Annotated in this window: 24 protein-coding genes; 21 read left to right on the top strand and 3 right to left on the bottom strand. The window is 71.8% G+C overall.

Annotated features, from left to right (window positions below; all coding sequences use genetic code 11):
* The 5 genes from BLW86_RS21860 (at position 1) to BLW86_RS21880 (ending at position 4,291) form a co-directional block, all read left to right on the top strand.
* Positions 1 to 726, top strand: a complete 726-nt coding sequence (locus BLW86_RS21860) for a 2OG-Fe(II) oxygenase (protein ID WP_093875604.1) — start codon at positions 1 to 3, stop codon at positions 724 to 726.
* Between the two features lie 86 nt (positions 727 to 812).
* Complete coding sequence (locus BLW86_RS21865; protein ID WP_093875605.1) at positions 813 to 1,619, top strand: aspartyl/asparaginyl beta-hydroxylase domain-containing protein; 807 nt, start codon at positions 813 to 815, stop codon at positions 1,617 to 1,619.
* A gap of 14 nt (positions 1,620 to 1,633) precedes the next feature.
* Complete coding sequence (locus BLW86_RS21870; RefSeq protein WP_093875606.1) at positions 1,634 to 2,299, top strand: O-methyltransferase; 666 nt, start codon at positions 1,634 to 1,636, stop codon at positions 2,297 to 2,299.
* Between the two features lie 125 nt (positions 2,300 to 2,424).
* Positions 2,425 to 3,150, top strand: a complete 726-nt coding sequence (locus tag BLW86_RS21875; protein ID WP_093875607.1) for a class I SAM-dependent methyltransferase — start codon at positions 2,425 to 2,427, stop codon at positions 3,148 to 3,150.
* Between the two features lie 388 nt (positions 3,151 to 3,538).
* Positions 3,539 to 4,291 carry a 4'-phosphopantetheinyl transferase family protein gene (locus BLW86_RS21880; RefSeq protein WP_093875608.1) on the top strand — a complete coding sequence of 251 codons (753 nt, stop codon included), beginning with the start codon at positions 3,539 to 3,541 and terminating at the stop codon, positions 4,289 to 4,291.
* 359 nt (positions 4,292 to 4,650) lie between these two features.
* Here BLW86_RS21880 and BLW86_RS21890 read toward each other — a convergent pair whose 3' ends face one another.
* Positions 4,651 to 5,820, bottom strand: coding sequence for an IS701 family transposase (locus BLW86_RS21890; RefSeq protein WP_093875610.1), 1,170 nt, complete (start codon positions 5,818 to 5,820; stop codon positions 4,651 to 4,653).
* Between the two features lie 199 nt (positions 5,821 to 6,019).
* Between BLW86_RS21890 and BLW86_RS21895 the strand changes: the two genes are divergently transcribed.
* Positions 6,020 to 6,673 carry a TetR/AcrR family transcriptional regulator gene (locus BLW86_RS21895; protein ID WP_093875611.1) on the top strand — a complete coding sequence of 218 codons (654 nt, stop codon included), beginning with the start codon at positions 6,020 to 6,022 and terminating at the stop codon, positions 6,671 to 6,673.
* 208 nt (positions 6,674 to 6,881) lie between these two features.
* Here the strand turns inward: BLW86_RS21895 and BLW86_RS21900 are convergent, their stop codons facing one another.
* Complete coding sequence (locus BLW86_RS21900; RefSeq protein WP_093875612.1) at positions 6,882 to 7,508, bottom strand: ScbR family autoregulator-binding transcription factor; 627 nt, start codon at positions 7,506 to 7,508, stop codon at positions 6,882 to 6,884.
* 109 nt (positions 7,509 to 7,617) lie between these two features.
* Between BLW86_RS21900 and BLW86_RS21905 the strand changes: the two genes are divergently transcribed.
* The 5 genes from BLW86_RS21905 (at position 7,618) to BLW86_RS21925 (ending at position 12,937) form a co-directional block, all read left to right on the top strand.
* Complete coding sequence (locus BLW86_RS21905; protein ID WP_093875613.1) at positions 7,618 to 8,562, top strand: ScbA/BarX family gamma-butyrolactone biosynthesis protein; 945 nt, start codon at positions 7,618 to 7,620, stop codon at positions 8,560 to 8,562.
* A gap of 157 nt (positions 8,563 to 8,719) precedes the next feature.
* A complete protein-coding gene (locus BLW86_RS21910) occupies positions 8,720 to 9,328 on the top strand; it encodes a sigma-70 family RNA polymerase sigma factor (protein WP_256341384.1) in 609 nt (202 codons plus the stop codon).
* 61 nt (positions 9,329 to 9,389) lie between these two features.
* Positions 9,390 to 10,610 carry an MFS transporter gene (locus tag BLW86_RS21915; protein ID WP_093875615.1) on the top strand — a complete coding sequence of 407 codons (1,221 nt, stop codon included), beginning with the start codon at positions 9,390 to 9,392 and terminating at the stop codon, positions 10,608 to 10,610.
* 387 nt (positions 10,611 to 10,997) lie between these two features.
* Positions 10,998 to 12,203, top strand: a complete 1,206-nt coding sequence (locus BLW86_RS21920; RefSeq protein ID WP_093875616.1) for an IS701 family transposase — start codon at positions 10,998 to 11,000, stop codon at positions 12,201 to 12,203.
* A gap of 50 nt (positions 12,204 to 12,253) precedes the next feature.
* The gene (locus BLW86_RS21925; protein ID WP_093875617.1) at positions 12,254 to 12,937 is read left to right on the top strand and encodes a response regulator transcription factor; all 684 of its coding nucleotides are present in this window, start codon (positions 12,254 to 12,256) and stop codon (positions 12,935 to 12,937) included.
* Between the two features lie 221 nt (positions 12,938 to 13,158).
* Here the strand turns inward: BLW86_RS21925 and BLW86_RS21930 are convergent, their stop codons facing one another.
* Positions 13,159 to 13,911, bottom strand: a complete 753-nt coding sequence (locus BLW86_RS21930) for a maleate cis-trans isomerase family protein (protein WP_093878792.1) — start codon at positions 13,909 to 13,911, stop codon at positions 13,159 to 13,161.
* Between the two features lie 285 nt (positions 13,912 to 14,196).
* Here BLW86_RS21930 and BLW86_RS21935 point away from each other — a divergent pair, with 285 nt between their 5' ends.
* The 10 genes from BLW86_RS21935 (at position 14,197) to BLW86_RS21980 (ending at position 24,296) form a co-directional block, all read left to right on the top strand.
* Positions 14,197 to 15,351: an isopropylmalate synthase gene (locus tag BLW86_RS21935; protein WP_093875618.1), complete on the top strand. Its 1,155-nt coding sequence runs from the start codon at positions 14,197 to 14,199 to the stop codon at positions 15,349 to 15,351.
* Positions 15,352 to 15,398: 47 nt separating this feature from the next.
* Positions 15,399 to 15,587: a lysine biosynthesis protein LysW gene (locus tag BLW86_RS21940; RefSeq protein WP_093875619.1), complete on the top strand. Its 189-nt coding sequence runs from the start codon at positions 15,399 to 15,401 to the stop codon at positions 15,585 to 15,587.
* 28 nt (positions 15,588 to 15,615) lie between these two features.
* Entirely contained in the window at positions 15,616 to 16,467 is an 852-nt protein-coding gene (locus BLW86_RS21945; protein ID WP_093875620.1) for an ATP-grasp domain-containing protein, read from the top strand.
* The gene (argC, locus tag BLW86_RS21950; RefSeq protein WP_093875621.1) at positions 16,464 to 17,522 is read left to right on the top strand and encodes an N-acetyl-gamma-glutamyl-phosphate reductase; all 1,059 of its coding nucleotides are present in this window, start codon (positions 16,464 to 16,466) and stop codon (positions 17,520 to 17,522) included. Before BLW86_RS21945 ends, argC begins: the two co-directional genes overlap by 4 nt.
* On the top strand, positions 17,519 to 18,331 hold the full coding sequence (locus BLW86_RS21955; RefSeq protein ID WP_093875622.1) for an amino acid kinase family protein: 813 nt from the start codon (positions 17,519 to 17,521) through the stop codon (positions 18,329 to 18,331). Before argC ends, BLW86_RS21955 begins: the two co-directional genes overlap by 4 nt.
* Before the next feature lie 28 nt (positions 18,332 to 18,359).
* Positions 18,360 to 18,923 (top strand): glutamine amidotransferase-related protein, encoded by a 564-nt coding sequence (locus tag BLW86_RS21960; RefSeq protein ID WP_093875623.1) that lies wholly within the window; start codon positions 18,360 to 18,362, stop codon positions 18,921 to 18,923.
* A 142-nt stretch (positions 18,924 to 19,065) separates the two neighbouring features.
* Positions 19,066 to 20,202 carry a Glu/Leu/Phe/Val dehydrogenase dimerization domain-containing protein gene (locus BLW86_RS21965; protein WP_093875624.1) on the top strand — a complete coding sequence of 379 codons (1,137 nt, stop codon included), beginning with the start codon at positions 19,066 to 19,068 and terminating at the stop codon, positions 20,200 to 20,202.
* Complete coding sequence (locus tag BLW86_RS21970; RefSeq protein WP_371129556.1) at positions 20,199 to 21,932, top strand: AMP-binding protein; 1,734 nt, start codon at positions 20,199 to 20,201, stop codon at positions 21,930 to 21,932. Before BLW86_RS21965 ends, BLW86_RS21970 begins: the two co-directional genes overlap by 4 nt.
* A gap of 5 nt (positions 21,933 to 21,937) precedes the next feature.
* Positions 21,938 to 23,233, top strand: coding sequence for a pyridoxal phosphate-dependent aminotransferase (locus tag BLW86_RS21975; protein ID WP_256341385.1), 1,296 nt, complete (start codon positions 21,938 to 21,940; stop codon positions 23,231 to 23,233).
* Between the two features lie 97 nt (positions 23,234 to 23,330).
* Entirely contained in the window at positions 23,331 to 24,296 is a 966-nt protein-coding gene (locus BLW86_RS21980) for a fumarylacetoacetate (FAA) hydrolase (protein WP_177181720.1), read from the top strand.
* Positions 24,297 to 24,300: the final 4 nt, after the last annotated feature.

Below are 24,300 nucleotides of genomic sequence, written 5' to 3' on the forward strand. Positions count from 1 at the left end.
ATGAACATCGTCGCCAGTGGCGCACGGTACCGGGTCATCGATGACTTCCTGCCGGCGAACGAACTTGCTGAGATCCGTTCGCTGATGAAGCGCAGACGCTTCGAAGAAGTCGCCAGTGTCATCTATCCGGAGACGGACGGGCACGCCTTCCGCTCCCGTGGAGCCGTGCTCCGACAGGACACCGGGGCGCCGACGGCCGCGTCGCGGGAGCAGGACGCGCAGCCCGCGGCTTTCCGGACGATCCTCGGGGAACTCGGCGCGCATCCGGACATGTTCGGCGTGCCCGGGGAGGACTGGTCGTCGGTCGGCTTCAGCTTCTGGCAGTACCCCGCGGGAAGCCGACTGGGCTGGCACAACGACGTGGCGACCGGCCGGCTGGGGGAGTTCGTCTTCTTCCTTCACGAGGAGTGGAGGGCGTCCTGGGCCGGCGAACTGGTCATCCTGGACGCCGATCCCGAGGCCGTCGACGTCGATACGACCGGCATGTCCGCGATGGAGGCCGTCGAAGCCAAGGCGAGCATGGCCTCGCACGCTCTGACGGCCATCGTGCCGAAGCCGAACCGACTGGTCCTCGTCCAGGAAGGCACCATCCACTGCATCAACCGGGTGGACCCGACGGCGGGGACGACCTTGCGGCAGACGATGACCGGTTTCGTCGCCGGCGCCGCTCCCGAGCCCGGACAGCGGTCTGTGGACCGGCTGACGTCCTTGCTCGGTTCCGCCTAGGCCCTGATCCGCCGGACAGGCCCCGGGCCTCCTGAGCACTCGACTATCGGCGGGCTGGCTTCTCCCGCCGGATTGGAAACAGGAACATGGAAGAACTGTGGATCACCGAAGGCCCCCGGGAGTTCGACCGGTGGCTCGCACAGGGGAAGGTCGACCCCACGCAGGTCGAACGCATCAGAGAGGGACTGGAGATCACCGCCGAGGGGCGGGTCGGCGAGGTGGGCGGTGCGCAGACGCCGGAGATCTACTTCCCCGGTCTCACGGCCCGACCGTGGTGGAGCCGCGACGACTTCCCCTGGCTCGACGAGCTGGAGGCCGCCGCTCCCGCGATCCTCGGGGAGCTGCAGGCCCTGGGCGTCAACCTCGACGGGGCCGTATCGCATCCCACGGGGCTGGCCGAGGACGGCAAGTGGCGTGCGCTGTACCTGTCGTGCATCGGCCGGCCGTACGCCAAGAACGTCTCCGCGTTCCCGCAGACGCTGAAGACGCTCTCGGCCATTCACGGCGCCACCGACAGCGGCATGACGTACTTCTCGACCATCATGGGAGGTACGCACATCCGCCCGCACTCCGGCTTCAGCAACGCCCACCTGCGCTGCCACCTCTCCCTGGTGGCGACCGAGGGATCCCGCATCCGGGTCGCCTCGGAGACGCGCGCCTGGCAGGAGGGCAAGGCATTCGTCTTCGACGACTCCTATGACCACGAGGTGTGGAACGAGGGCGAGGAGCGCCGGACGGTGCTGCTCTTCGACTTCTGGCACCCGGATCTCACCCCGCCGGAGATCGAGGCCCTGACGCACATGATGGGCGTCTGGCGGCGCATGTACGCACGGCACTTCTGGGCGCACCAGATGGACGCCTCGTCCCCCGGCCCGACTTCCCTCGCCGCTTAGGAGAACTCTCTGTCATGGCTGTCGACACCTGGTCCGAGACCGAAGCCTTTCTCAGTGGCGTGCTGTGTGCGCCCGATCCCGACCTCGCACGCGCGCTGGAGGTCAGCGAGCAGGCGGACCTGCCGGTCATCAACGTTTCCGCGCTTCAGGGCAAGCAGATCAGCCTGCTGGCACGGATAGCCGGTGCCCGGCGGATCCTCGAGGTGGGAAGCCTCGGCGGCTACAGCGCCCTGTGGCTGGCGAAGACGCTGCCTCCGGGCGGCCGCATGGTGACCATCGAGAACAATCCCGTGCACGCCATGGTCGCCGCGGACAACCTCAAGGCGGCCGGGCTCGACGACCGTGCCGAGGTCCGCGTGGGCAATGCCGCCGAACAGCTGGCACAGCTCGCGGAGGAGAAGGCCGAGCCCTTCGACTTCTTCTTCATCGACGCCGACCAGCACAACAACGTGACCTACTTCGAGAGCTGCCTGCGACTGGGCCGCTCCGGCAGCGTCATCGTCTTCGACAACGTCGTGAGGTCCGGCGAAGTCCGGGACCTGGAGACGTCGAACGGCGCCGTCCGCGCCACCCAGCGGGTACTCGAGCTGGTCAGCAGCTCCGATCGGGTCGATGGAGTGGTCTTCCAGACGGTGGGCCACCGGGGGCATGACGGCATGCTCGTCATCCGGATGGTCTGACAGACACACGGGGCCTCCGGACGTCTCCCGACCGGTTCGGCGGGAGACGCCCCGTGGGCCCGCAATGACGGGGACACCAATGAGTCATGCCGATCGCAGGGCGTGGCCGATGAGGAGGAATTGCAGTGACCCGTGACATCCGCACGGTGGACGACGTCCTGCACATGCTGGATCGACTGTTCACCGCGGAGACGGACCGTTGGACGGACGGATCCTGCGACTGGTGGGACGAGTTCTACGCCAACCGCTCCCGGGACATCCCGTTCTTCGTCGACAAGCCGGACGAGAACCTGGCCTCGTACCTGGAACGCGGTCTCATCACGCCCCGCCGGGCCCTGGACCTGGGCTGCGGGCCCGGGCGCAACGCCGTCTTCCTCGCCGCGCAGGGCTACGAGGTGGACGCGGTGGACCTTTCCCGTACCGCGGTGACCTGGGGTCAGGAGAGGGCCCGCGAAGCCGGCGTGGACGTCCGCTTCCACTGCGGTGACATCTTCACCGTCGATCTGCCGCCGGGCCGCTACGACCTGATCTACGACTCCGGCTGCCTGCACCACCTGCCGCCGCACCGCCGTGTCAGCTACCTGGCTCTGCTGGAACGGGCGCTCGCCCCCGGCGGCCACTTCGCGCTCGCGTGCTTCGCCTCGGGAGCGACGGGTTCGAGACTGCCCGACGAGGAGTTCTACCGCACGCGCAGCCTGGACGGGGGACTGGCCTACACCCTCGATGACCTGCGGGGCCTCTTCCCCGCCTTCACCGAGATCGAGCTGCGCGCCATGAGGAGACAGTCACCCGATTCCCCGCTCTTCGGTGTGTCGCTCCTGAACACCGGACTCTTCCAGCGCCCGCTGTGACGACGCCCCGGAAACCACTCAGGGCCCGACCCGCTCTCGCGGATCAGGCCCCTGAACCGGTCGTGGAGGCCGTTGTCCTTCCGGCCCTGACGGCTGCGCCTTCGCTGTTCAGGGGCAACGGCGCGAGGGGATCGGTCCGAACGGCACGGCCGGCGGTCTGTCAGTGCATCCCGGCCACGCCTGTGGATCGGATCCGTCTCGGGCAGGGCCCTTTGCCCTGACAGGAGATGGCCGCCGCCTTCCGAACCGGGCGTCCGAGTGCGGTGCGACGAACTGCTCGCGCCCGCCTCCCTGGGCGCGCCGGCCACCGCCTGACGGCGAGGGCCGCCGCCCCGAGCAGCCCGAGCCCCCGCACTCGTATCCCTGCCGCCCTCGTCGAAGGAACACCATGTCCACGACTCTGCTGTCCCACGAGACCGCCACCGGATCCACCGCACCCCCTCCCGCGGCGCTGGTCACCCCGCGGCTCTACCGCTCCGACCACCTGGCCGAACTCGTCCAGCCCTTCGCGGGCCCGCGGCTGTGGCTGGTGGACCTGGCGGCCGGTGTCGTCGAGCCGGACCCGACGGCCTTGCTCGACGAGAAGGAGCGGGCCCAGGCCACGGCCTTCCGCTCACCCCTGGACCGCGCCCACTACATGACCTCGCGCATCGCGCTGCGCCGCATCCTCGGGGCCCACCTGGGGCGGGCGCCCGAGGACGTACCGCTCTCGCGGGCCGACGGGCCGGCAGGCGGCGCCGACCACGGCAGGCCGGTCGTCACGGGCAGCTCGCTGCAGTTCTCGCTCTCCTGGCGGGCCGGGTACTGCCTGATCGCCCTGGCCCGTACGGCGGTGGGCGTGAGCTTGCAGGTCCACCCGGCGACGGAGGTCGCCGACGAACTCGCCGCCATCCTGCACCCCCGGGAGCAGGCTCTCCTGGGATTCGCCCCACCCGACCGGAGGTCTGCCGTCTTCGCCCGCATCCGGGCGCGGAAGGAGGCCTACCTCAAGGGCCTCGGTACCGGGCTCGTCACGGGCGCCGCGCATGACCATGTGGGGGAGGGCGCGGAGGTGCCGGACTGGCGCTTCTACGACGTCGCGACCCCCGCCGGCCTCGCGGCCGCACTCGCCCTCAAGAACACGAACAGTGAGGCACGCTGAGGACGGGCGCGGCCGGTCGAGGCGGGCTCCCACTCCTCGCCGGTCAGCCGGCCCTTGGCGACGGCCCGCGTGCCCGCCTGGAAGCGGCCGCGTGCCCCGAGCTTCTCCATCAGGTCCGCAGCGATACGGCGAGCCGTGCGGGGCGGGACACCGAGGTGCTTGGCGACCGCGTCGTCACCAGGCCCCTGCCTCAGGAGGCGGAGCGTCTCCTGGGGCAGGGGTCTGGTGATCGGCCGTGAGGGCCTGCTCGCCGCCGCCGGTGCAGCCGGTGGTGTGCTCGGCGTACGGGGAGATGGCGCGCTGTCGGGATCTTGCGCCGGTGTGCCGGGGGGCCGGGCCGGGGCCTCGTCGTGTCTTCGTCACACTCCGACGGTCGCGCAGGGCCGGTGGTGGAGGTGGCGGAGGGCGTAGGCGGCGGAGACCAGGGTCATGTGGTGGTGCCAGCCGGGGTACGAGCGGCCCTCGAAGTCGAGGAGGCCCAGGTCGTCCTCCAGGCGGCGGGTGGTCTGGCGGGTGCGGGCCGGGAGACGGGTGAGGGCGAGGAGGTTCTCGGTGCGGGCGTGGGTCATGTTGGTGAGCCACAGCTGGGACGGGGGCCGGCTCTCCTCGGGGCGGACCGTGAAGAGGCGGTAGGCGCGGTGCGGGGGACCCGCCGGGGGACGGCCGACGGGATGGACGAGAGCCGTTGCGACCGCGGCGCGGTGCCCGCGGCCGCCGGGGCGGACCGCCTCCTCGGTGCGGAGCGGGCCCAGGCCGTGGTCGAGCACCCCGCGGGCCGTGTGCACCGGGCCGTGCTCCTCGCCGCGGGGGTGGGGCAGGTGGCCGGGGGACCGGGCGGTCCTCACCCGCAGTCCGTCGGGGACGGCTAACACGAAGTCCCGGTTCCGGGCCGCGAGCCCCCGCACGAGAGAGCCCGCCCGGGGGGTCGCGCCCAGGTGGGCGACGACCGGTACGGGGGCGGTGCGGCTCGCCCCGGCCAGGGCGTCGACGAGTTCGAGGGCGTGCTGCTCGGGCGGCCGGTAGCCCACGTCGCAGGGGATCCGGGCGCGCCGGCGGCGGTGCGGCTCCTTGCCCCAGGCGCCGGGCAGCTGGAGGCGCCAGTCGACGGGGACCGCCTCGGCCGCCGTGGCGAGGAAAGCGCCCACTCCCACCTGGCAGGTGACGGACCGTCCGGCGGCGGCGACGAACCTGCGGTGCACCCCGCAGGAATGCTCCCCGCGCTTCGGCAGCACCGCCAGGTCGACGACCCAGGCCTGCGGGGCCAGCCGCCGCTCGGTCCAGCGGACCAGCTCCTCGCGCACCGGCGTCCAGTCCCAGGGGCTGACGTTGACGAACTGGTGCAGGGCCTGGGCCGCCGTCGGCGAGGCCGAGACGCTGGCGGCCAGCCGGCGGACCGACTTCTTGCCGGGGGTGGTCAGCAGGGCCCGCAGGTATCTCCGCGCCCAGGCGCGCTGGTCGGCCCGCGCCAGCGGTTCGAAGACCCGCTCGGTGAAGCGGGAGACGGCGTCGTCGGGCGGGAGGGTGGCCATGGCCAAAGAATAGCGAACGTTCTCTTTCTAGGTGCTGTCGTGTCCCGTGGGAGTGGTGGGGCCCCTCCGTCGGGTCGCCTCCGCGGGGGTGCGGGGCGGGAGCGGGGAGAAAACGCGTTGCATCTTGACCAACTCGGCGTTGTCGGCCCTCGGGGCGCGCGCCGAGGATGCTCTTTCCAGGAGCTCATTCGGAGTCAGCATGGTGAAACAGGAGAGGGCCGTACGCACCCGCGCGGGACTCGTTCGGTCGGCCGCGGTGGAGTTCGACCGCGACGGATACGCCGGTACGTCGCTGTCCCGGATCAGCAAGGCCGCGGGCGTGTCCATCGGGGCGGTCACCTTCCACTTCGCCTCCAAGGCCGATCTGGCCGAGGCCGTACGGGAGGAAGGGAGCGCCGTCACGCGGGCCGCGCTGAAGCGGGTCACCGCGGAGCGGACCTCGGCGCTGCGCGCGGTGGTCGACCTCACCGTCGAGCTCGCGCGGCTGATGGAGCGTGAGGTCCTGGTGCGGGCGAGCGTCCGGCTGGCCCGGGAGCTCGCGGAGAGCGCCTCCTGGTCGGGCATCTGGCTGCCGACGGTCCGCGACCTGCTCGACGAGGCCCACCGGGCGGGCCAGCTCCGCGACGGCGCCCCGCCGGAGGACGTGACGACCCTGGTGGAGTACCTGGCCGGCGGGGCGGAGACCTCGCTGCGCGCCCGCCTGGACGCGGAGGGCGAACCGGAGGGTCCCGCCGACCAGCTGAACCGGGTCTGGTGGGTGGCCCTCGCGGGAGTCTCGGCCACGGGCGACACCGGTGAGGCAAGCGCCACCCCCGAACCCCGGCAGGCCGGGGAGGGCTGGGAGGCGGGGTAGGCCAGGGGGGCCGGGTCGGCCGGGGAGGCGGAGAAGCCGTGGACACCCGAGTGGATCGGGGTGCCGGGCAGGCCTGACCGGCCGCGTCGGCCGCCTTTCCGGCCGGCACGGCTGTAGCAGTCGCCGCCCAGGCCGACGCAGTCGTAGCAGTCGCCGTCCCGGCCGACGCAGCCGCGACAGTCGTCGTCGCGGCCGGCGTCGGGGGGTGTCAGGCGGGGAGGCCGCCCTTGCCCGGGCGGATGCGGAGGAGCTCGCGGGCCTCGGGGGTCGCGATGGCCGGCAGCGTGAAGCGCCACAGCAGGGAGACGCGCTGCGGGAGGTCCTTCCGCTCGCTCGCGATGTTCGAGTAGAGCTGGGTCCCGGTGTAGGCGCCCACGAGGGTCGTGGCGAAGTCGGCCTCCTCGACGTCCGGCAGGAGCTCGCCCAGCTCGCGCGCCACGCGCAGGTGCTTCAGGAAGTGGTCCACCCACTCCTGGTAGGCCGTGTCGCTCCGGACGCCGAACTCGCCCTGCTCGACCGCGAGTCGCACGCTCGCCCGGAACAGTACGTTCCGTTGGAGCTCGCGGGCCAGGTAGAAGGTGAGGTCGATCAGCGCCTGGAGGCCCGCGGGGCCCTTGGGGGGTTCCACGAAGTCCTGCTGGCTCGCCATTACGGCCATGGCGAGGCCGCGCTTCGACTTGAAGTGGAAGTACATGCCGCCCTGGGTCACCCCGGCCCGGCTCATGATCTTGCTGATGCTGGCTCCGCTGAAGCCGCACTCGTCGAACACCTCGGCGGCCGCGTGGAGGATGGTGTCCCGCGTCTTCACCGCCCGTTCCTGCTTCGGCTCATCCATGGAAGCCCGGGTTCCCCTCGACAAAAAAAACGAACGCCCTTATTTTACAGACAAGCCCGTGCGATCGGTAGATCCACTCGGGCACCACATGCGCGCCACGGGGAGAGGCATGCTTATCAAGGAACGTTCTGAGGTTTTACCTACTCCGCTCACCACCACGGTCCCCCGCGAGTACGTCCACCGGGCGGCCCTGTCCGAGGTCTTCCTGACAGGCTGGCACAGGAACGGACCCGACTCCTTCACCGTCACCGCCCAGTGGCCGCGTAGCCACTGCTTCTACAGCTCCGAGCACGGGCTGTACGACCCCCTGATGCTGTGCGAGACGGCCCGGCAGACCTTTCCGCTGCTCGCCCACGCCGCGTACGACATGCCCTTCGGCTACCAGCTCAGCTGGCGGGACCTGCGGTACGAGGTCGACCCCTCGGGCCTGCACATCAAGGGCACGCCGGCCGAGGTCGAGCTGCGCGTCTCCTGTTCCGACATCCGCTACCTCCGGTCCCTGCCCGCCTCGATCCGGATGCACATCGAACTCGTCCGCGACGGGGTGCCGTTCGCCGCGGTCGAGACCGAGTTCGGCTGTCACTCTCCCGAGGTGTACCGCAGGCTGCGGGCGGGTCGCGGCGACGCGGCCGGGATGTTCCTCGCCGCGCCCGTGCCGACGGCGCCCCTCCCCCCGGGCCTGGTCGGCCGCGGCCGGGACCAGGACGTGGTGCTCTCCCCGTCCGGGGAGCTCGGCCGCTGGCGGCTGCGGGTGGACACCGCGCACCCGGTCCTCTTCGACCACCCCGTCGACCACGTGCCGGGCATGGTCATGCTGGAGTCCGTACGGCAGGCGGCCCACGCCCTGAACCCGTCCCGGGGGGCGGCGCTGCCGCTCTTCATGGACGTGCGCTTCAACCGGTACGTGGAGTTCGACTCGCCCTGCTGGATCGAGGCCGAGGCGCTTCCCGGGGAGTCCGCCCCCGGTCGCCACCGGCTGCGCGTGGACGCCCTCCAGGGTGAGGCCTCCGCCTTCTCCGCCGTCGCCGAGATGGCGGTCGTCTCCGCCTTCTAGTGCGTCCGAACCCGGCCCGCCGCGTCCCCCCACAGCGGCGGGCCGGACCCGTGCCGGAGGGGTCAACCTCACATGCCCTTCCGGAAGTTGCCAAGGTCGTCGCGCATCCTCCTGCCCCAAAAGAAAACCGAACGTTTTCTATGTAATGCTCCCGGGCATGACGGACACGACCCTTGCCCCCGCCACCGAGACGGACGAGCAGCGCACGGCCCGCTTCGTGCGGGACGCCGTCGGCTACCGTCCGCAGCTGTACGCCCAGGCCATGAGGCTCACCGGGAATCCCGCGGACGCGGAGGACCTGGTGCAGGAGACGTACGCCCGGGCGTACCGCGGCTTCCACCAGTTCCGGCCCGGCACCAATCTGCGGGCCTGGCTCCACCGGATCCTCACCAACGTCCACCTGACCGCCTGCCGGAAGCGGCGGGTGGAGCAGACGTACGCGGCCAGCTCGGACATCGAGGACCGGCAGCTCGCCCGCGCGGCCTCGCACACGGCCGAGGGGCTGCCCTCGGTCGAGGCCCAGATCATGGCCCGGGTCCCGGACCCGCTCATCAGCGAGGCGCTGCGGGCGATCCCCTGCGACTTCCGGACCGTCGTCTACCTGGCCGACGTCGAGGGGCTGCCGTACGAGGAGATCGCCTCGCTCGTCGGCGTCCCCTGCGGCACCGTCAACTCCCGTCTGCACCGCGGCCGCAGACGGCTGCGGTCGCTCCTGGACGGACAGTTCGGCTACCGGGCGGACGCCGGTCCCGCCGACGGGTCCTGAAGCCCACCCCCCACCCCACGACACCCGAGCCCGGACGGGCCGAGATGCGAGCTGATACCCCATGACCACACACGCGCCCGCCGACGTACGGACGGAGGAGGCCGAGCCGCAACGGCTGCCGTTGCTCGCCCTGCTCGCCCTCGCCACGGCGGTCTTCATCACCAGCCTCACCGAAACCCTGCCGGCCGGTCTGCTGCCCGCGATGAGCGGCGACCTCGGCGTCAGCGAGTCCGCGGCCGGACAGACGGTCACCGTCTACGCGATCGGCACCGCGCTGACCGCGATCCCGCTGACCGCGGCCACCGCCGCCTGGCGGCGCAAGAGGCTGCTGCTCACCGCGATGGCCGGCTTCGCCGTCGCCAACACGGTGACCGCGGTCTCCACCTCGTACCTGCTGACCATGGGCGCCCGGTTCGTCGCCGGTGTGGCCGCGGGCCTCGCCTGGGCCCTGCTCGCCGGCTACGCCCGCCGGATGGCGCCGACGCACCTCCAGGGCAAGGCGATCGCGATCGCCATGGCCGGCATCCCGGTCGCCCTCTCGCTCGGCGTCCCGGCCGGCACCTTCCTCGGCAAGGCCGTGAGCTGGCAGGTGGCCTTCCTGGTCATGACCGGCCTCACGGTGATCCTGCTCGGCTGGATCGCCGCGGCCGTGCCGGACTATCCGGGGCAGAGGCAGGAGGGCAAGGGGGCGCCGATGCTGAGCGCGCTGCGGGTGCCCGGCGTGACGCCCGTCCTCTTCGTGACGCTCGTCCTCGTGCTCGCGCACACCATCCTCTACACCTTCATCTCGATCTTCCTCGACCAGCTCGGTCTGGGCGACTCGACCGACCTGGTGCTACTCGTCTTCGGCGCCGCATCCCTGGTGAGCATCTGGGTGGTGGGCGCACGGATCAACCGCCGACTGCGGGCGCTGACGATCGCGAGCGTGCTGCTCATGGCGCTGGCGGCCGCCGCGCTCGCCGTCCTCTCGGGCAACACCGTCGTCATCTACGCGGCGGTGACGCTGTGGGGCCTCGGCTGGGGCGGCGTGCCGACCCTGCTCCAGACGGCCGCGGGCGACGCGGGCGGCGAGGAGGCCGCCGACGCGGCACAGGCCATGCTCGTGACCCTGTGGAACGTGGCCATGGCCGGCGGTGGCCTGGTCGGCGGGCTGCTGCTCGACCGGTTCGGCTCCGGGTCCTTCCCGTGGAGCGTCCTGATCCTGATCGTGCCGGTCCTGGCCGTGGTGGTCGGGGCGCGCGCGCACGGCTTCCCCGCCAGGCGGGCGGGCGCGGGCGCGTAGCCGAGGGCCGGCCGCGCCGGGGTGGACGTCCGCGTCGGTGCGGTACGGCCCCGGCGCGGCCGTCCGGCCGTTCGCACGCGGTCGGCGGCGGGGCCCGGTGCGGTGCCGGGGCACGGGTGCGGCCTCGGGCCAGGAGCGCCGCGCGGGGCCAGGGGTGCGGTGCCAGGCACGGGTGCGGCGTCGGGCCAGGGGTGCGGCCTCGGGCCAGGAGCGCGGTGCCGGGGTCCTGGGGCGGTGCTCGGGCCCCGGCGCCGCCCCGCGGACTGGCCGAGAACCGACCGGTCCTGTCCGACTTGGCTAAGTCGGACAGGACCGCTCCCCCCTCTCGCAAAAAAAAGAGGGTGTTCGTTATTCTTCTGGTGTCGCCTGACGGGGAGGGAACGCAGCATGGCGGAACACCGCATGGCCGGAGCAGCGGATCCGGGCCACGACACACGGGTCTTCCACTTCGCGGACTCGGTCTTCGCCCACCTGCCCAGAGCGGACCAGCGCCGCTGGGCCCAGCTCTACCTGCAGGGGTTGTTGACCACGCCGGGCCGGAAGTCCATCCGCCGGCTCGCCGCCGCGGTCTCCACCGCCCCGGCCACCGCCTCCCAGTCGCTGCACCAGTTCATCAGCGCCAGCCCCTGGGACTGGGTGCCCGCCCGGCAGGAGCTGATCCGGCTGACGGGCGACCACTTCCCCTTACGGGCGCTGACCATCGGCACCGTCGTCCTGCCCAAACGGGGCGAGCACACCTGCGGGGTGCACCGCCGGTTCGTCCCCGCCGCCGGGCGGACCATCAGCTGCCAGGTCGGACTCGGGGCCTTCGTCACCACCGGCGACGAGGACCTGCCGGTGGAGTGGCGGCTGCTGCTGCCCGAGCAGTGGAACGAGGACGCGAAGCTGCGCGAGCGCGCCCGGGTCCCCGACTCGGCCCGGCACCGGCCCGTGTGGGAGCACGTCCTCGACCTGGTGGACTCCGTCTCGGACGCCTTGCCCCGCCGACTGCCGGCCCACGTGCCGGTGGTGGCCGACCTGAGCGAGCACCTCGACGTCGGACGGCTCCTCGCGGGCCTCGACCGGCGCGGCCACGATTTCGTGGTGGCGGTGCCGGCCGCCCTGCCGGTGCTCCCCGCCGACTCGCGCGTCTCCCGGGCCGTCCCCGGCGCCGCCGACGCGCCCCTCGGCCCGGTCGGCGCCCGGCAGTTCCTCCAGCACCACCACGTCCTGCCGCCGCGCGCGGTGACCCTGGCCGCGCCGGGCGGCCGGGGCCGGCAGCTGCGGGTGGTCTCCGAGCTGGTGCGGCTGCCCGGCTCCTGCCGGACGTACCGGCTCTTCACCGAGTGGCGCCCGGCGGACTCCCGCGCCCCCCGGGTGTGGATCACCAGCCTGACCGGGCGGCGGGTGGAGCAGCTGACGACCCTCGCCCAGGCGCAGGCCGGGACCTGCCTGACGGTGTCCGCGCTCGAACGGGACTACGGGCTCCTCGACTTCGAGGGCCGCTCCTTTCCCGGCTGGCACCACCACATGACCCTGGTTTCCGCCGCTCACGTCTATGACCGGCTCCTCCACGCGGGGGCATTCGACGAAAGGCTGCCGCAGAGCGCCTGACGTTATCGGGACCGGTATTCACAAGCCAGACCAAGGGAGTTGACGTCCAGATGGTGAATGCACTCGTGGTGGAGGATTCGGAATCGATCGATTCCACCATCCAGAACCTGCGGCGCCAGGGATATCAGGCGAGGGGAGTGGGGACCGGATCGGACGCGCTGAAACATCTGCCACGGGCCGATATCGTGCTGCTCGATCTCGAACTTCCGGACATGGACGGCCTGGAGGTGTGCCGGGCGATAAGAGCTGCCGGCGACACGCCGGTCATCGCCTTCAGCCGCCGGGACACGGAATTGGACCGGGTGCTCGCGCTCCAGGCCGGGGCGGACGACTGCGTGGTGAAGACCTGTGGTTCCCGCGAGGTCATCGCGCGCATAGGGGCGGTGCTCCGCCGGGCGAACGCGCAGACCGCCGACGCTCCGCAGTCGATCTCGCTGCGACCGCTGCACATCGACGGGCGGTCCCGGGAGGTGCGCCTCGGCGGCCGACTGGTGGACATGACGTCGAAGGAGTTCGAACTCCTGTACGCGCTGGCGTCCACCCCCGAGCGGGTCGTGTCCCGGAAGGAGCTGATGGCGAAGGTATGGGAGGCCGACCGCGCGGCGTCCAGCCGCACCATCGACACCCACGTCAGCAGCCTCCGGGCCAAGCTGGGCTCCAGCAAGTGGATCGTCACGGTGCACGGGGTCGGCTACAAGATCGGCACGGCCCAGAGACATCGCGCCCGGGTCTGAGCAGGTACGGCTCCAGAGCCGCCGACGAGGGCGCGGACGGTCCCGACGACCGGCCGCGCCCTTTCCGTACGCCGGCACCGGCCCCGGGCCGGGCGCCTGCGCCGGTATCTGCGCCCGCACGGGACCAGGCGCCGGTGCCCGCACCGGGCCAGGAGTCTGCGCCCGCACGGGACCGGGCGCCTGTGCCCGCACCGGGCCAGGCGCCCGACCCCCGCGCCGGATCAGGCCGCCACCGCGGTCGTGTGTCGCTCCAGGCGGGCGAGCAGGGGGTGGCCGCCGGCCGGGTCCATGTCGACGCCGGCCGCGCGCAGGGCCCACCAGGCGCCGGCGAGGTTCGAGGTGAGCAGCACCCGGTCGCTGTCGCGGCCCAGCTCCTCCAGGGCGGCGAGCGTGCCCATGCCGGTGCCGGTGAAGAGGAGCGCGGTGTCGTCGGCGAGCCGGGCGTCGCGGACCCGCTCGAGTATCGCCGCGGTCGTCACCTCGTACGGGTCGAAGTGGTCCTCCCGGGCCGGGACGAGGAGCGCCTCGTCCACCGTGAGTCCGGCCGCCTGCCAGAAACCGGCGGAGGTGTCCGTCAGCCACGGCTCGTAGGGGGAGACCAGGGTCAGCCGCTCCACGCCGAGCCACTCGCAGGCGGTCAGGATGGCCTGGGTCGAGGAGCGCACCGGATAGCCGGCCCGGTCGCTGAGCTCCTCGCAGAAGGCCCGGTCGCCCTCGGGCGCGAGCAGGTAGTGCGAGGCGCTGCAGGCGACGACGGCGGCGTCCAGGCCCATGGCGCCGAAGCCCGCCAGGGTGTCGGGCAGCGCCTCGTTCCACGCCTCCAGCATCTCGAGGAGCCCCTTGCCGGGCGTCACCGGGAAGCGGCTCGTGTACACGTTCATGCGCTCGCCGACCAGCCGGTTGAACTCCGGCTCCGCCGTGGGGTTCTCCGGCGGGACGACGACGCCGAGCCGCGGGGTCGCGAGAAGGTCCATCATGAAATTCCCGTCTCCTGGGGTGATTTCCTGGCTTTCCTGTTGCTTGCCCCGATGGAATCCCCCGGACACCGGGAATCTTCCCGCCCGGTCCAGATGCCTCGTCAATTGAAGTTTCTCGCACCCGACTTCATTCCGTGTTTGCACTCCTTGACAGGCTTCACATCCCCTGACAAAAGTCAAGGAAGCCTGACATGGATCTCCTTGACCCTCCTTCCGCCGTCGGCCGATTCTTGATGTCAGCACCAGCCGCATTCCAACGGCCTCGATCAAGGAGCAAAGGCAATGGCGGTATCACAGAACGGTGGCAGTGTCCCGGAGGTGCTGCCCCACATATCCGACGCGACCCTGCGGGACTCGGCCCACATGGCCGGCGTCGAATTCGGTCCCCGTGACGCCTCGGTCATCGCGGACCTGCTGGTGAAGACCGGCGTGTCCCTCGTCGAGGTCGGAATGGTCTCCGGACCCTCCTCGAAGGACGCCGACCTGGTCCTCGCCACGCACGAGACCGTGGGCCCCGAGCGCAGCCTCACCCTGGTCGTGGTGCGTGACCGGCGGCAGGTGGAGGAGGCGCTCGACGAGGCGCTGCGCCTGGGCGTGCGGAACGTGATGTTCTCCATCCCCACCTCGGAGGAGCACGCCGCGCTCAAGCTCGCCTCGCCGAGCAGCAAGTACCTGATCAACGTGGCGCGCGCCGCGATCGAGGGGGCCAAGGAGCGCGGCTTCCACGTCACCTTCAGCGGTGAGGACGGCGCGCGCACCCCCAAGGAGCGCCTGGTCCCGTACGTGACCGCGGGCTTCGAGGCCGGGGCCGACCGGTTCCGGCTCGCGGAGACCGTCGCGTACCTCTCGCCGTGGCAGATGGAGGAGAAGATCGCGGACCTGACCGCGATCGACGGCTCCGAGATCGAGATCCACTCGCACAACATGCTGGGCATGGCGGTGGCCAACTCGCTGGCCGCGGTCCGGGCCGGCGCCCGGTGGATCTCGACCACCGTCGGCGGCATCGGCGAGCGCGGCGGCAACGCGCCGCTGGCCGAGCTGCTGACCTCGCTGCGGATCATCCACGGCGACACCCGCTTCGACCTGTCCCACCTCACCGAGCTGTCCGAGGTGGCGCTCAGGGGAGCCGGGCTCGGCGAGGCCTTCCAGTCCGGTCCCACCACACCGCACGCCTTCGCGTACGAGCTGCCCGGCCAGCTCACCCACCCCGAGGCGTACGAGACGCTGCCCGCCGAACTCGTCGGCAACAGCCGCGAGCTGCGCGTGCGCACCCGTCTCACCACGGCCCTCGTCGGCTGGGCGCTGGCCGAGGAGGCCGCCGACCTCGACGTCGCCGCCTTCACCGCGTGGCTGATTGAGCGTCAGGAGACTTCCGGCGCCGGGCTCCTGGACCGGGACGGCATCCGCAAGGCCGCCGTCGACTTCCGGTCCCTCTGATCCTTCATCCCCCACACCCACCCCGCACCACCGAAACGGAGACATCCATGTCCACCCCGCTCATCAGCGCCGTCTGCCCCGAGTGCGAGACCGACCTCTCCACCCCGCCGATGGTCCAGGGCGAGACCCTCGTCTGCCCCGAGTGCATGCTCACGCTGCGCGTCGAGAACGTCGAGGACGACGGCACCCTCTCCCTCGCCATGATCGAAGTGACGCTGCGCGACTGGGGCCAGTGAGCCGCACCGCCCGGATAGGAGTCCCTCAATGAGCGGCAGCAGTATCGCCATCGTCGCGGACCGGATCGGCTGGGAGGAACGCCGGCTGATCGAGACCGCCCCCGCCTTCGGGCACCGCATCGAGTGGGTCAACGACGAGTCCCTGGCGCTGGGCGCCGAGGACTCCTCGCTCAGCGGTCACGACGTCGTCCTCATCCGCAGCAGGAGCTATACGCGGGGCGGCCTCCTGGCCGTCCAGGCGGAGGCCTCCGGGATCAGGACCCTCAACACGGCCCACGCGATCCAGGCCTGCGAGAACAAGCTCGCCCTGCGCACCCTGCTGCGCAAGGCCGGCGTCCCCGTCACGGACTACCGCCTCGTCCTCTCCCGCAAGGACTTCGAGAAGACGCTGAAGGAGCTTCCGCTGCCCCTGGTGCTGAAGCCCGTCTTCGGCGGCATGGGCAAGCGGGTCACGCTGATCCGCGACGCGGACACCGCCCAGTCCGTCTACGACTACATCGAGGACCTCGGCCACGGCTTCGAACAGGCCAGCCTGGTCGAGCCGTTCCTCGACGGCGGCAGCTCCGTACGGTGCTTCGTCGTCGGCCGCGAGCTGATCGCCGCCGCCGAGTTCACCAGCGCCGGCGAGGACTGGCGCAGCAACGCGGCCCTCGGCAACCGCCACCAGGCCATGGACCACGACCCCGAGGTCCAGAAGATCGTCGACGGTGTGGTGAGCGAACTCGGCGAGGGCATCTACGGCATCGACCTCTTCAAGACGGCCGACGGCTACGTCGTCAACGAAGTCAACCACGCCCCGGCGTTCCGGGCGATCACCTCGGCGACCGGCGTGGACATCCCCTCCGCCGTCAGCCGCTACGTGCAGGAGATCCTCGCATGATCCGTGTCGGAATCGTCGGCGCCTCCGGGCTCGCCGGCGGTGAACTGATCCGCCTGGTCACCCAGCATCCCGAGCTGGAACTGACCTTCCTCGGCGGCTCGTCCAACGTGGGCCGGCGTCCCTCGGAGCTCCACCCGGGCCTCCGTCTGGACCTGGGCCTGAGCGTCGAGTCCACCGCGGACACGGACCTGTCGGACCGCTGCGACGTCGTCTTCCTGGCCACGCCCGCCCCGGTGTCGGCCGCGCTGGCCGCCCGGCTGGCCGACCAGGTGCCCTGTGTGATCGACCTCAGCGGCGCCTTCCGGATCCGCACCCCGGAGCTGCACGAGCGCTGGTACCCGAAGGTCGAGCGGACGGCCGAACTGGCCGACCGGTTCGTCTACGGCGTCCCGGAGCTCATCGGCGACCAGCTCGTCGGCGCCTCGCTGATCTCGCTGCCCGGCTGCTACGCGACCGCCATCACCCTCGGCCTCGCCCCGCTGACGCTCGGGCTCGGCCTGGACCTCAAGACGGTCATGATCGACGGCAAGAGCGGCTCCAGCGGCGGCGGTCTGTCGCTGCGCACCGCGGACCTCCACCCGCTGCGCAACGGCGCCATCGCCCCGTACGCCCCGACCGGGCACCGGCACGCGGCGGAGGTGAGCGACTTCTTCGAGCGGGCCAAGCCCGGGAAGATCGCCTCCCTGTCGATGTCGGCGTACGGCGTCTCGCACGTGCGCGGGCTGCTGGCCAGCTCGTACGTCCTCACCGACGACGAGGTCGACGCCCGCGAGCTGCAGCGCGCCTACCTCCGGTTCTACAAGGACAAGCAGTTCGTCCGGGTCCGCCGCAACACCGAGACCCTGATCCCGGTGCCCGACCCGCAGGCGGTGCTCGGCTCCAACTACTGCGACGTCACCGTCATGCACGACCCCGAGGGCAGGCGGATCGTGGTCCTGTCGGCCCTCGACAACATGGTCAAGGGCGCGGCCGGGCAGGGCATCCAGGCGCTGAACCTGCGGTTCGGGCTGGCCGAGGAGACGGGTCTGACGGCGCAGCCGGTGATGCCGGCATGACCGAGACCCTGAGCCGCGAGACCTCGTACGCCCCCACCGTCGTCAAGCTCGGCGGAAGCTGCCTGGACGACATGTCCGAGGCCTGGTGGGACGACCTGGCCGAGCACGGCCGGAACAACCCGCTGGTCCTGGTGCACGGCTGGTCCAAGCCGCTGCGCGAGCTGAACCCCCGCTACACGCAGCCGTCCGCGATCCTCCGCGACCGCTACGGCAACCAGAGCCGCTGGACCACCCCCGAGGTGATCGCCGACATCAAGACGGTCAGCGAGGACGTCGCCAGGATCGTCACCGAGCGGCTCACCCGACGCGGCATCACCGTCGAGCGGGTCGTCGGCAGCGACGGCCTGGTCCGGGCCGGCGAGGGCGAGCGCTGGTGGTGGCAGGGCAAGCAGCTCGTCGAGCTGGAGAACCTGGTCGGCCCGATCACCGAGGTGACCCCGGCCCGGCTGACGAACCTCCAGCCCGGCCACTGCTACCTCGTCACCCCGCTCGCCCGCAACGCGGCCGGGCAGGAGGTCAACACGGACGCCGACCGGGCCGCGGCCGCCATCGCCGGCGCCTCGGCGGCCACGTCGCTGACCCTCGTCACCGACGTGGAGCACCTCCTGATCGACGGCGAGCCGGTCCGCCGGATCAGCGCCGACGCCGCCGCCGACTTCCGCGACCGCGGCGCCACCGGCGGCATGCGGAAGAAGCTGCGGGCCGCCGGCGAGGCCCTGGAGCGCGGTGTCCAGCGGGTCGTCATCGGCAGCGCGCCCGTGAGCCGGCTGCTCGCCGAGTCCACCGGAACCGTCATCACGAGATCGTGACCCCCGACCATCGAGAGGAGCAGAACTCGTGGCGACTTCCCGGGTTCTCGTAGTCAACAACGGAACGCTCTCCCTGCCGCAGCTGCGCAAGCGCTTCGAGGACCTGGGTTCCGAGACCGACGTGGTGAGCGCCGCCTCGGTCCCCGCCCGCCTGGACCCCAAGTACCAGGCGATCGCCCTGAGCGGCACCAAGGTCCGCGCCTTCGACGGCGACTACTACAAGCCGCTGATCGATCTGGTGATGGGCGCCAAGGTGCCGGTCTTCGGGATCTGCGGCGGCATGCAGATCATCGCGGTCGCCAACGGCGGGGAGCTCAAGGAGGGCACCCAGCGCGTCGGCGGCTACGAGGTGCAGGTCGACAAGGAGGAGCCGATCTTCTCCTACGTCAAGCCGACCGTGACGGTCTTCCACCGCCACACCCTCTACCTGCAGGCGGCGCCGGCCGGCTTCCGGGCCATCGGCCGCTCGGAGCACGCCCCGGTCGAGTTCCTCCGCTCCGACGACGGACGCATCTTCGGCGCGCAGGCCCACCTCGAGTTCCGCAGCGACGGGATGGAGATCCTGCGGGGTTTCGCCGAGACGTACCAGTGACCGGTACGACCGGCTGATCACCGCCCCCGAGACCCGTGCCGCGGGGCCGTTCGACATCCCCCGCCAGCGGCCCCGCGGCACGTTCCCCCATCGCTTCAGTCCAGACAGAAGCCCCATCGAACCGATTATGAGGTTTTTGGCCATGAGTTCCCCGAACGGCAATCCCATCACGGACGATCCCCAGGATCCGGCTTTCGTCGTCTCGCTGAACGGCAGCCAGGGATCCCTCAAGGGCTGGGTCGTCGTCGACTCGCTCTACGACGGTCTGGCCATGGGCGGCACCCGGATGACCCCCGGTGTCACCCAGGAGGAGGTGGCCGGCCTCGCCCGCGACATGACGCACAAGTTCACCCTCGCCGGCCTGCCCATCGGCGGCGCCAAGGCGGGCATCGTCGACGACGGCAGCGACCGCGAGGAGACCTTCCGCACCTTCGGCCGCACCGTCAAGCCGCTGCTGCACGGCGGCATCCACCTCGGCATCGACATGGGCGTCACGCCCCCCGACCGCGCCGTCTTCTTCGAGGAGGCCGGGTACGACCCGCGCTACCGGCTCGGCGCCCCGGACATGCCGATCGACTGGCGCACCTACTACGAGCCGCTGATCGACTGCACCGGGCACGGCGTCGGCGTCGCCGCGATCACCGCCCTGGAGGCGAGCGGCCGCAAGGGCCCGGCCCGGGTCGTGGTGCAGGGATTCGGCGCCGTGGGCCGTGCGGTCGCGCACTTCCTGGAGGAGCGCGGACACACCGTCGTCGGCGTGGCCGACGTCCAGGGCACCATCAGCGCGGACCGGCTGCCGGTCGCCGACCTCGTCGCGATCACCGACGAGTTCGGGAGGATCGACCGCTCCCGGCTGCCGCAGGGCGTCACCGTCTCCAACGAGCAGGACGCCTGGCTCGACGTGGAGGCCGACCTGCTGATCCTCGCGGCGCAGAAGCACGCGATCAACGCCGAGAACGCGCACCGCGTACGGGCCGGCCTGGTGGTCGAGGGCGGCAACCTCAGCTCCAGCGACGAGGCCAAGGAGAAGGTGCGGGCCTCCGGCACCGTCCTCGTCCCCGGCGTGATCGCCAACATCGGCGGGGCCGCCTCGGCCGCCCTGGCCGTCACCCGCGTCGTCCCCTTCGACCTGTCGGCGGACGCCCGCAAGGCGTGGGTCTTCGACTGGGTCGGCGACCGTGTGCGCCGCAACACCCGGGACCTCCTGGAGATCGCCGCGGCGCACGCCGGCGACCCCCTGCCGACCCTGCTCACCGCCCGCCGGAAGGACCGCTCGTGACCACCGAGGTCGAGGAGGCGCCGGTCGAACCGGCGCCGCGGATCGTGGACGGAGTCGTCCTCACCCGCGAGACGATGCCCGTCGTCGAGATCACCAGCCCCATGCCGGACGGCCGCGAGGCCCGCGAGGCGCTCTACTACCAGCGCGGCTGGTGGCGCAAGGAGACCTTCCTCGACGACCTGCGCCGCCAGGCCCGGCTGCGCCCCCACAAGCTGGCCGTGGCCGCCCGCCGCATCAAGGAGGCCCGCACCGACACCCTCGACTACATCGAGCTGAGGCAGCTCACCGACCGGTTCGCCGGCGGTCTGGTCGAACTGGGCGTCAAGCCGGGCGACTTCGTCGCCGTCCAGCTCCCCAACCGGTGGGAGATGGTGCCGCTGCTGTACGCGTGCCTGCGCGTCGGCGCCGTCATCTGCCCGATCGACCCGACCACGCCGGAGGAGCCGCTGCGCCACCGGCTCGGCCTCACCGAGGCCCGCGTGATCGTGACGATGTCGGACTGGGAGGGCAACCCGGTCGGCGAGACGGCGAACCGGCTGCGGCAGGAACTCCCCAGCCTGGAGCACGTGGTGATCGTCGACGGCACCACCCCCGAGGGGTGCCTCGATTTCCGCCGCCACTTCATCGACACCCTCTGGGAGGACGTGCACAGCGACCTCTCCGGGCGCGAGCGCGGCCCCGACGAGCCGTTCGTGGTGCTCTTCACCTCCGGCACCACCGGCGAGTCGAAGGGCGTGCTGCACAGCCAGAACACGGTCCACTCGGCCATCCGCGGCTACGTCGACACCTTCCTCCTCGACGAGCACCTGGTCGCCGCCGTGACCACCCCGCTGGTCCACTACTCCGGCTTCGGCCAGGGCATCCTCGCCAGCGTCATGCTCGGCGGCACGATCGCCTTCCAGGACCGCCGGAGGAACGACGCGCTGCTCGACCTCGTGCAGAAGTACGGGGCGACCCTGCTGTACGGTCCCCCGCCGACGCTCTTCGACATCGCCCAGTCGCAGCGGGACGAGCCGCGCGACGTGCACACCCTGCGGCACGTCGTCACCGGCTCGGCGCAGGTCCTCCAGCCGCTGGTGGACGACCTCCGCGAGATGCTCGGCGCCCGCACGTACTCGCTGTGGGGCATGTCCGAGAACGGCCCGGTCACCATCACCAAGCTGGACTACAACCAGGACTGGGCGGCGCACAGCAACGGCCGGCCGATCGACTCGATGGAGATCCGGATCGACAAGTGCATCAACCCGACCGAGCGGGCCCCCGTCGGCCGGCTCCGGGTGCGCGGCGCGTCCCAGGCGCTCGGCTACTACAGGCGGGACGCGGAGTACGACGCGCTGATCATGGACGACGGCTGGTTCGACACCGGTGACGTGGCCCGCGACGACGGCCGCGGCGGCATCCGCATCCTGTGCCGGGCGAGCGACGCCATCAAGCGCGACGGCATGGTCGTGCCGCTGGCCGAGATCGAGTCGACGATCAACCGGCACCCGAAGGTCGTCGAGACCACCCTCCTCGGCCCCGCGGGCCGGGTCGAGGACCCGATCCTGGCGGTCGTCGTCCCCTCCGGCGACGAGCACCTGACGCTGGAGGAGCTGCGCGCCTACCTCCGGGAGACGGAGCTCGACGAGCGGTTCCTGCCGGACCGCCTGGAGATCATCGACGCCCTGCCCAAGACCCTCACCGGCAAGGTCCGGAAGAAGGTCCTCCGCGAACTGTACGGCGAGGCGTGAGCACCGTGCCCGAAGCCAACCAGGTCACCATGTCGGCGACGCTCGCCGCCGACGAGGCCATCGCCCGCCGCCGCGCGGCCGGCGAGTCCGTCCTCTCCATGGCGAGCGGCGAGATCGGCCTGCCGGTCCACCCCGGTCTGCGGGCCCGGCTCGCCGAGGCCGCGGAGCTCGGCTCGTACGGCCCCGTCGCCGGCAGCCCCGAACTCCGCGAGGCCGCCGCCGGCTACTGGGACCGGCGCGGCATCGCCACCACCGCGGACCAGGTCGTGTGCGGCCCCGGGAGCAAGCCGATGCTCTTCGGCCTGCTCCTGGCGGTCGGCGGCGACGTCGTCATCCCCACGCCCAGCTGGGTCAGTTACGCGGCGCAGGCCGGTCTCATCGGCGTCCGCCACTTCCCCGTCCCGACCCTGCCGGGCCAGGGCGGGGTGCCCGACCCCGACCGGCTGCGCGAGACGGTCACCGCCGCCCGCGCCGCCGGCCACGACCCGCGCTCCGTCATCGTCACCCTGCCGGACAACCCGACCGGGACGATCGCCGCCCCCGAGACCGTACGGCGGCTCGCGGAGGCGGCCCGGGAGCTGGACCTCGTCGTCATCTCCGACGAGATCTACTGCGACCTCGTGTACGACCCGGTGGCGACGCCCGCCGTCTCCCCGGCGGTCTTCGCCCCCGAGCGGACCGTCGTCACCACCGGCCTCACCAAGAACCTCGCGATCGGCGGCTGGCGGACCGGCGTGGCCCGGCTGCCGGCCGGCGAGACCGGGCAGCGGCTGCGGGAGCGGCTGGTGGGCGTGGCCAGCCAGATCTGGTCCAGCCCCGCCGCCCCCGTGCAGGCCGCCGCCGCGTACGCCTTCGCCGAGCCCGACGAGATCGTGGAGCACATCGCCGCGAGCCGCCGCCTCCACGAGACGGTGACCCGCGCGATGGCCGAGCGGTTCGCCGCCGCCGGCGCGGTCCTGGAGCCGGTCGTGGCGACCTGCTACCTGTACCCGGACTTCGAGCCGCTCCGCGCCCACCTGGCCGAGGCCCACGGGGTGCGCACCGGAGCCGACCTCGCCGCCCTGCTCGTCGAGCGGTACGGCGTGGGGCTGCTGCCCGCGAGCGCCTTCGGCGAGACGGAGGAGTCGCTGCGACTGCGGGTGGCCACCAGCCGCCTGTACGGCGACACCGAGGAGCGCTGCCAGGCGGCCCTGCACGCCGAGGACCCGCTCGCGCTCGACTGGATCCGCGCCTCCCTCGACCGGGTCGAGGAGGTCCTCGCGGACCTCACGGCGGGCGCCGCCGTGCCCAGCCCCGTCTGACTCCCCTTCCAGCTTCCGGATGCCGGCCCCCCAGCCGGCGTCCGGAACCCTTCCCCGGCGGCCCTGCCGCCGCCCCGGCCTAGGAGGGCCGACCGACATGTCCATCTCCATCCTGTTCGAAGCCGAGTACAAGGGCGAGCGGTACGCGGGGTTCGAGAAGCCGGCCGCCGGTGACCCGCTGACGCTCTTCCCGGTCGCCGACGGCCGGCTCCAGGCGGAGTTCATCGCCGCCTCGTCGCCCGAGGCCGTCATCGCCTCCGTCACCGGCGAGGGCGGGCAGATCATCGTCGCCACCGACGACCCCGAGCTGCGCTTCCTGCCGCCGCTGCTCCCCGGCTCCGGGAACGCGCTGCTGAGCGGCTTCATGCGCACCCACAAGTCCAAGTACGAGGACGAGCCCACCGACGAGACCGAGTTCGTCGCGCCCAACTGGTTCTTCAAGGGCTTCGGCTCCTGGATCCGGATGCCCGAGGAGGCCCTCGTCGTCCCGGAGAAGGCCGTCGCGCTGATCGAGGAGCCCGAGGTCGCCCTTGTGTACGTCAACGACGACAACGGCGACCCGCACTACGTCGGCTACACCTTCGGCAACGACCTGTGCGACATCGGCCTGCACCGGCTGAACCCGGGCTGGAACCCGTACTGCAAGCTCAGCGACACCTCCCTCTCGCCCTTCGTCTTCCTCGGCCCCCCGCCGACCACCGTCACCGGCCGCGTCACCATCGAGCGCGACGGCGTGTCCGCCTGGGAGGGCGACTTCGACTGCGGCGAGAGCGCCCTCTACTTCAAGGTCCGGGACATGATGGACAACCTCTTCACCTACCCGGCGATCCGCCGCCCCGGGATGGTCAACTACGTCCTCCTCGGCGCCGACGAGGCCAGCTTCCACGACGGCTTCCGCATCGCCGACGGCGACCGCGTGGTCATCGACGTCAAGAGCCACGACGTGAGCTTCGCCAACTCCATCCGGTTCGGCAGGGAGGCCGACCGCGCCGGCCGTGCCGCGGAGACCATCGAGACCACCGAGACCGCCGAGGTCATCGAGGTCGTCGAGGCCGCGGCGTAGCGCC

This window comes from Streptomyces sp. TLI_105 (genome assembly GCF_900105415.1).
Taxonomy (GTDB): domain Bacteria; phylum Actinomycetota; class Actinomycetes; order Streptomycetales; family Streptomycetaceae; genus Streptomyces.

Coding starts and splice junctions, on each gene's coding strand:
- BLW86_RS21860 (WP_093875604.1), top strand. CDS start 1: ATGAACATCGTCGCCAGTGGCGCACGGTACCGGGTCATCGATGACTTC.
- BLW86_RS21865 (WP_093875605.1), top strand. CDS start 813: ATGGAAGAACTGTGGATCACCGAAGGCCCCCGGGAGTTCGACCGGTGG.
- BLW86_RS21870 (WP_093875606.1), top strand. CDS start 1,634: ATGGCTGTCGACACCTGGTCCGAGACCGAAGCCTTTCTCAGTGGCGTG.
- BLW86_RS21880 (WP_093875608.1), top strand. CDS start 3,539: ATGTCCACGACTCTGCTGTCCCACGAGACCGCCACCGGATCCACCGCA.
- BLW86_RS21890 (WP_093875610.1), bottom strand. CDS start 5,820: ATGGCCACCCTCCCGCCCGACGACGCCGTCTCCCGCTTCACCGAGCGG.
- BLW86_RS21895 (WP_093875611.1), top strand. CDS start 6,020: ATGGTGAAACAGGAGAGGGCCGTACGCACCCGCGCGGGACTCGTTCGG.
- BLW86_RS21900 (WP_093875612.1), bottom strand. CDS start 7,508: ATGGATGAGCCGAAGCAGGAACGGGCGGTGAAGACGCGGGACACCATC.
- BLW86_RS21905 (WP_093875613.1), top strand. CDS start 7,618: ATGCTTATCAAGGAACGTTCTGAGGTTTTACCTACTCCGCTCACCACC.
- BLW86_RS21910 (WP_256341384.1), top strand. CDS start 8,720: ATGACGGACACGACCCTTGCCCCCGCCACCGAGACGGACGAGCAGCGC.
- BLW86_RS21915 (WP_093875615.1), top strand. CDS start 9,390: ATGACCACACACGCGCCCGCCGACGTACGGACGGAGGAGGCCGAGCCG.
- BLW86_RS21920 (WP_093875616.1), top strand. CDS start 10,998: ATGGCGGAACACCGCATGGCCGGAGCAGCGGATCCGGGCCACGACACA.
- BLW86_RS21925 (WP_093875617.1), top strand. CDS start 12,254: ATGGTGAATGCACTCGTGGTGGAGGATTCGGAATCGATCGATTCCACC.
- BLW86_RS21930 (WP_093878792.1), bottom strand. CDS start 13,911: ATGGACCTTCTCGCGACCCCGCGGCTCGGCGTCGTCGTCCCGCCGGAG.
- BLW86_RS21935 (WP_093875618.1), top strand. CDS start 14,197: ATGGCGGTATCACAGAACGGTGGCAGTGTCCCGGAGGTGCTGCCCCAC.
- BLW86_RS21940 (WP_093875619.1), top strand. CDS start 15,399: ATGTCCACCCCGCTCATCAGCGCCGTCTGCCCCGAGTGCGAGACCGAC.
- BLW86_RS21945 (WP_093875620.1), top strand. CDS start 15,616: ATGAGCGGCAGCAGTATCGCCATCGTCGCGGACCGGATCGGCTGGGAG.
- argC (WP_093875621.1), top strand. CDS start 16,464: ATGATCCGTGTCGGAATCGTCGGCGCCTCCGGGCTCGCCGGCGGTGAA.
- BLW86_RS21955 (WP_093875622.1), top strand. CDS start 17,519: ATGACCGAGACCCTGAGCCGCGAGACCTCGTACGCCCCCACCGTCGTC.
- BLW86_RS21965 (WP_093875624.1), top strand. CDS start 19,066: ATGAGTTCCCCGAACGGCAATCCCATCACGGACGATCCCCAGGATCCG.
- BLW86_RS21980 (WP_177181720.1), top strand. CDS start 23,331: ATGTCCATCTCCATCCTGTTCGAAGCCGAGTACAAGGGCGAGCGGTAC.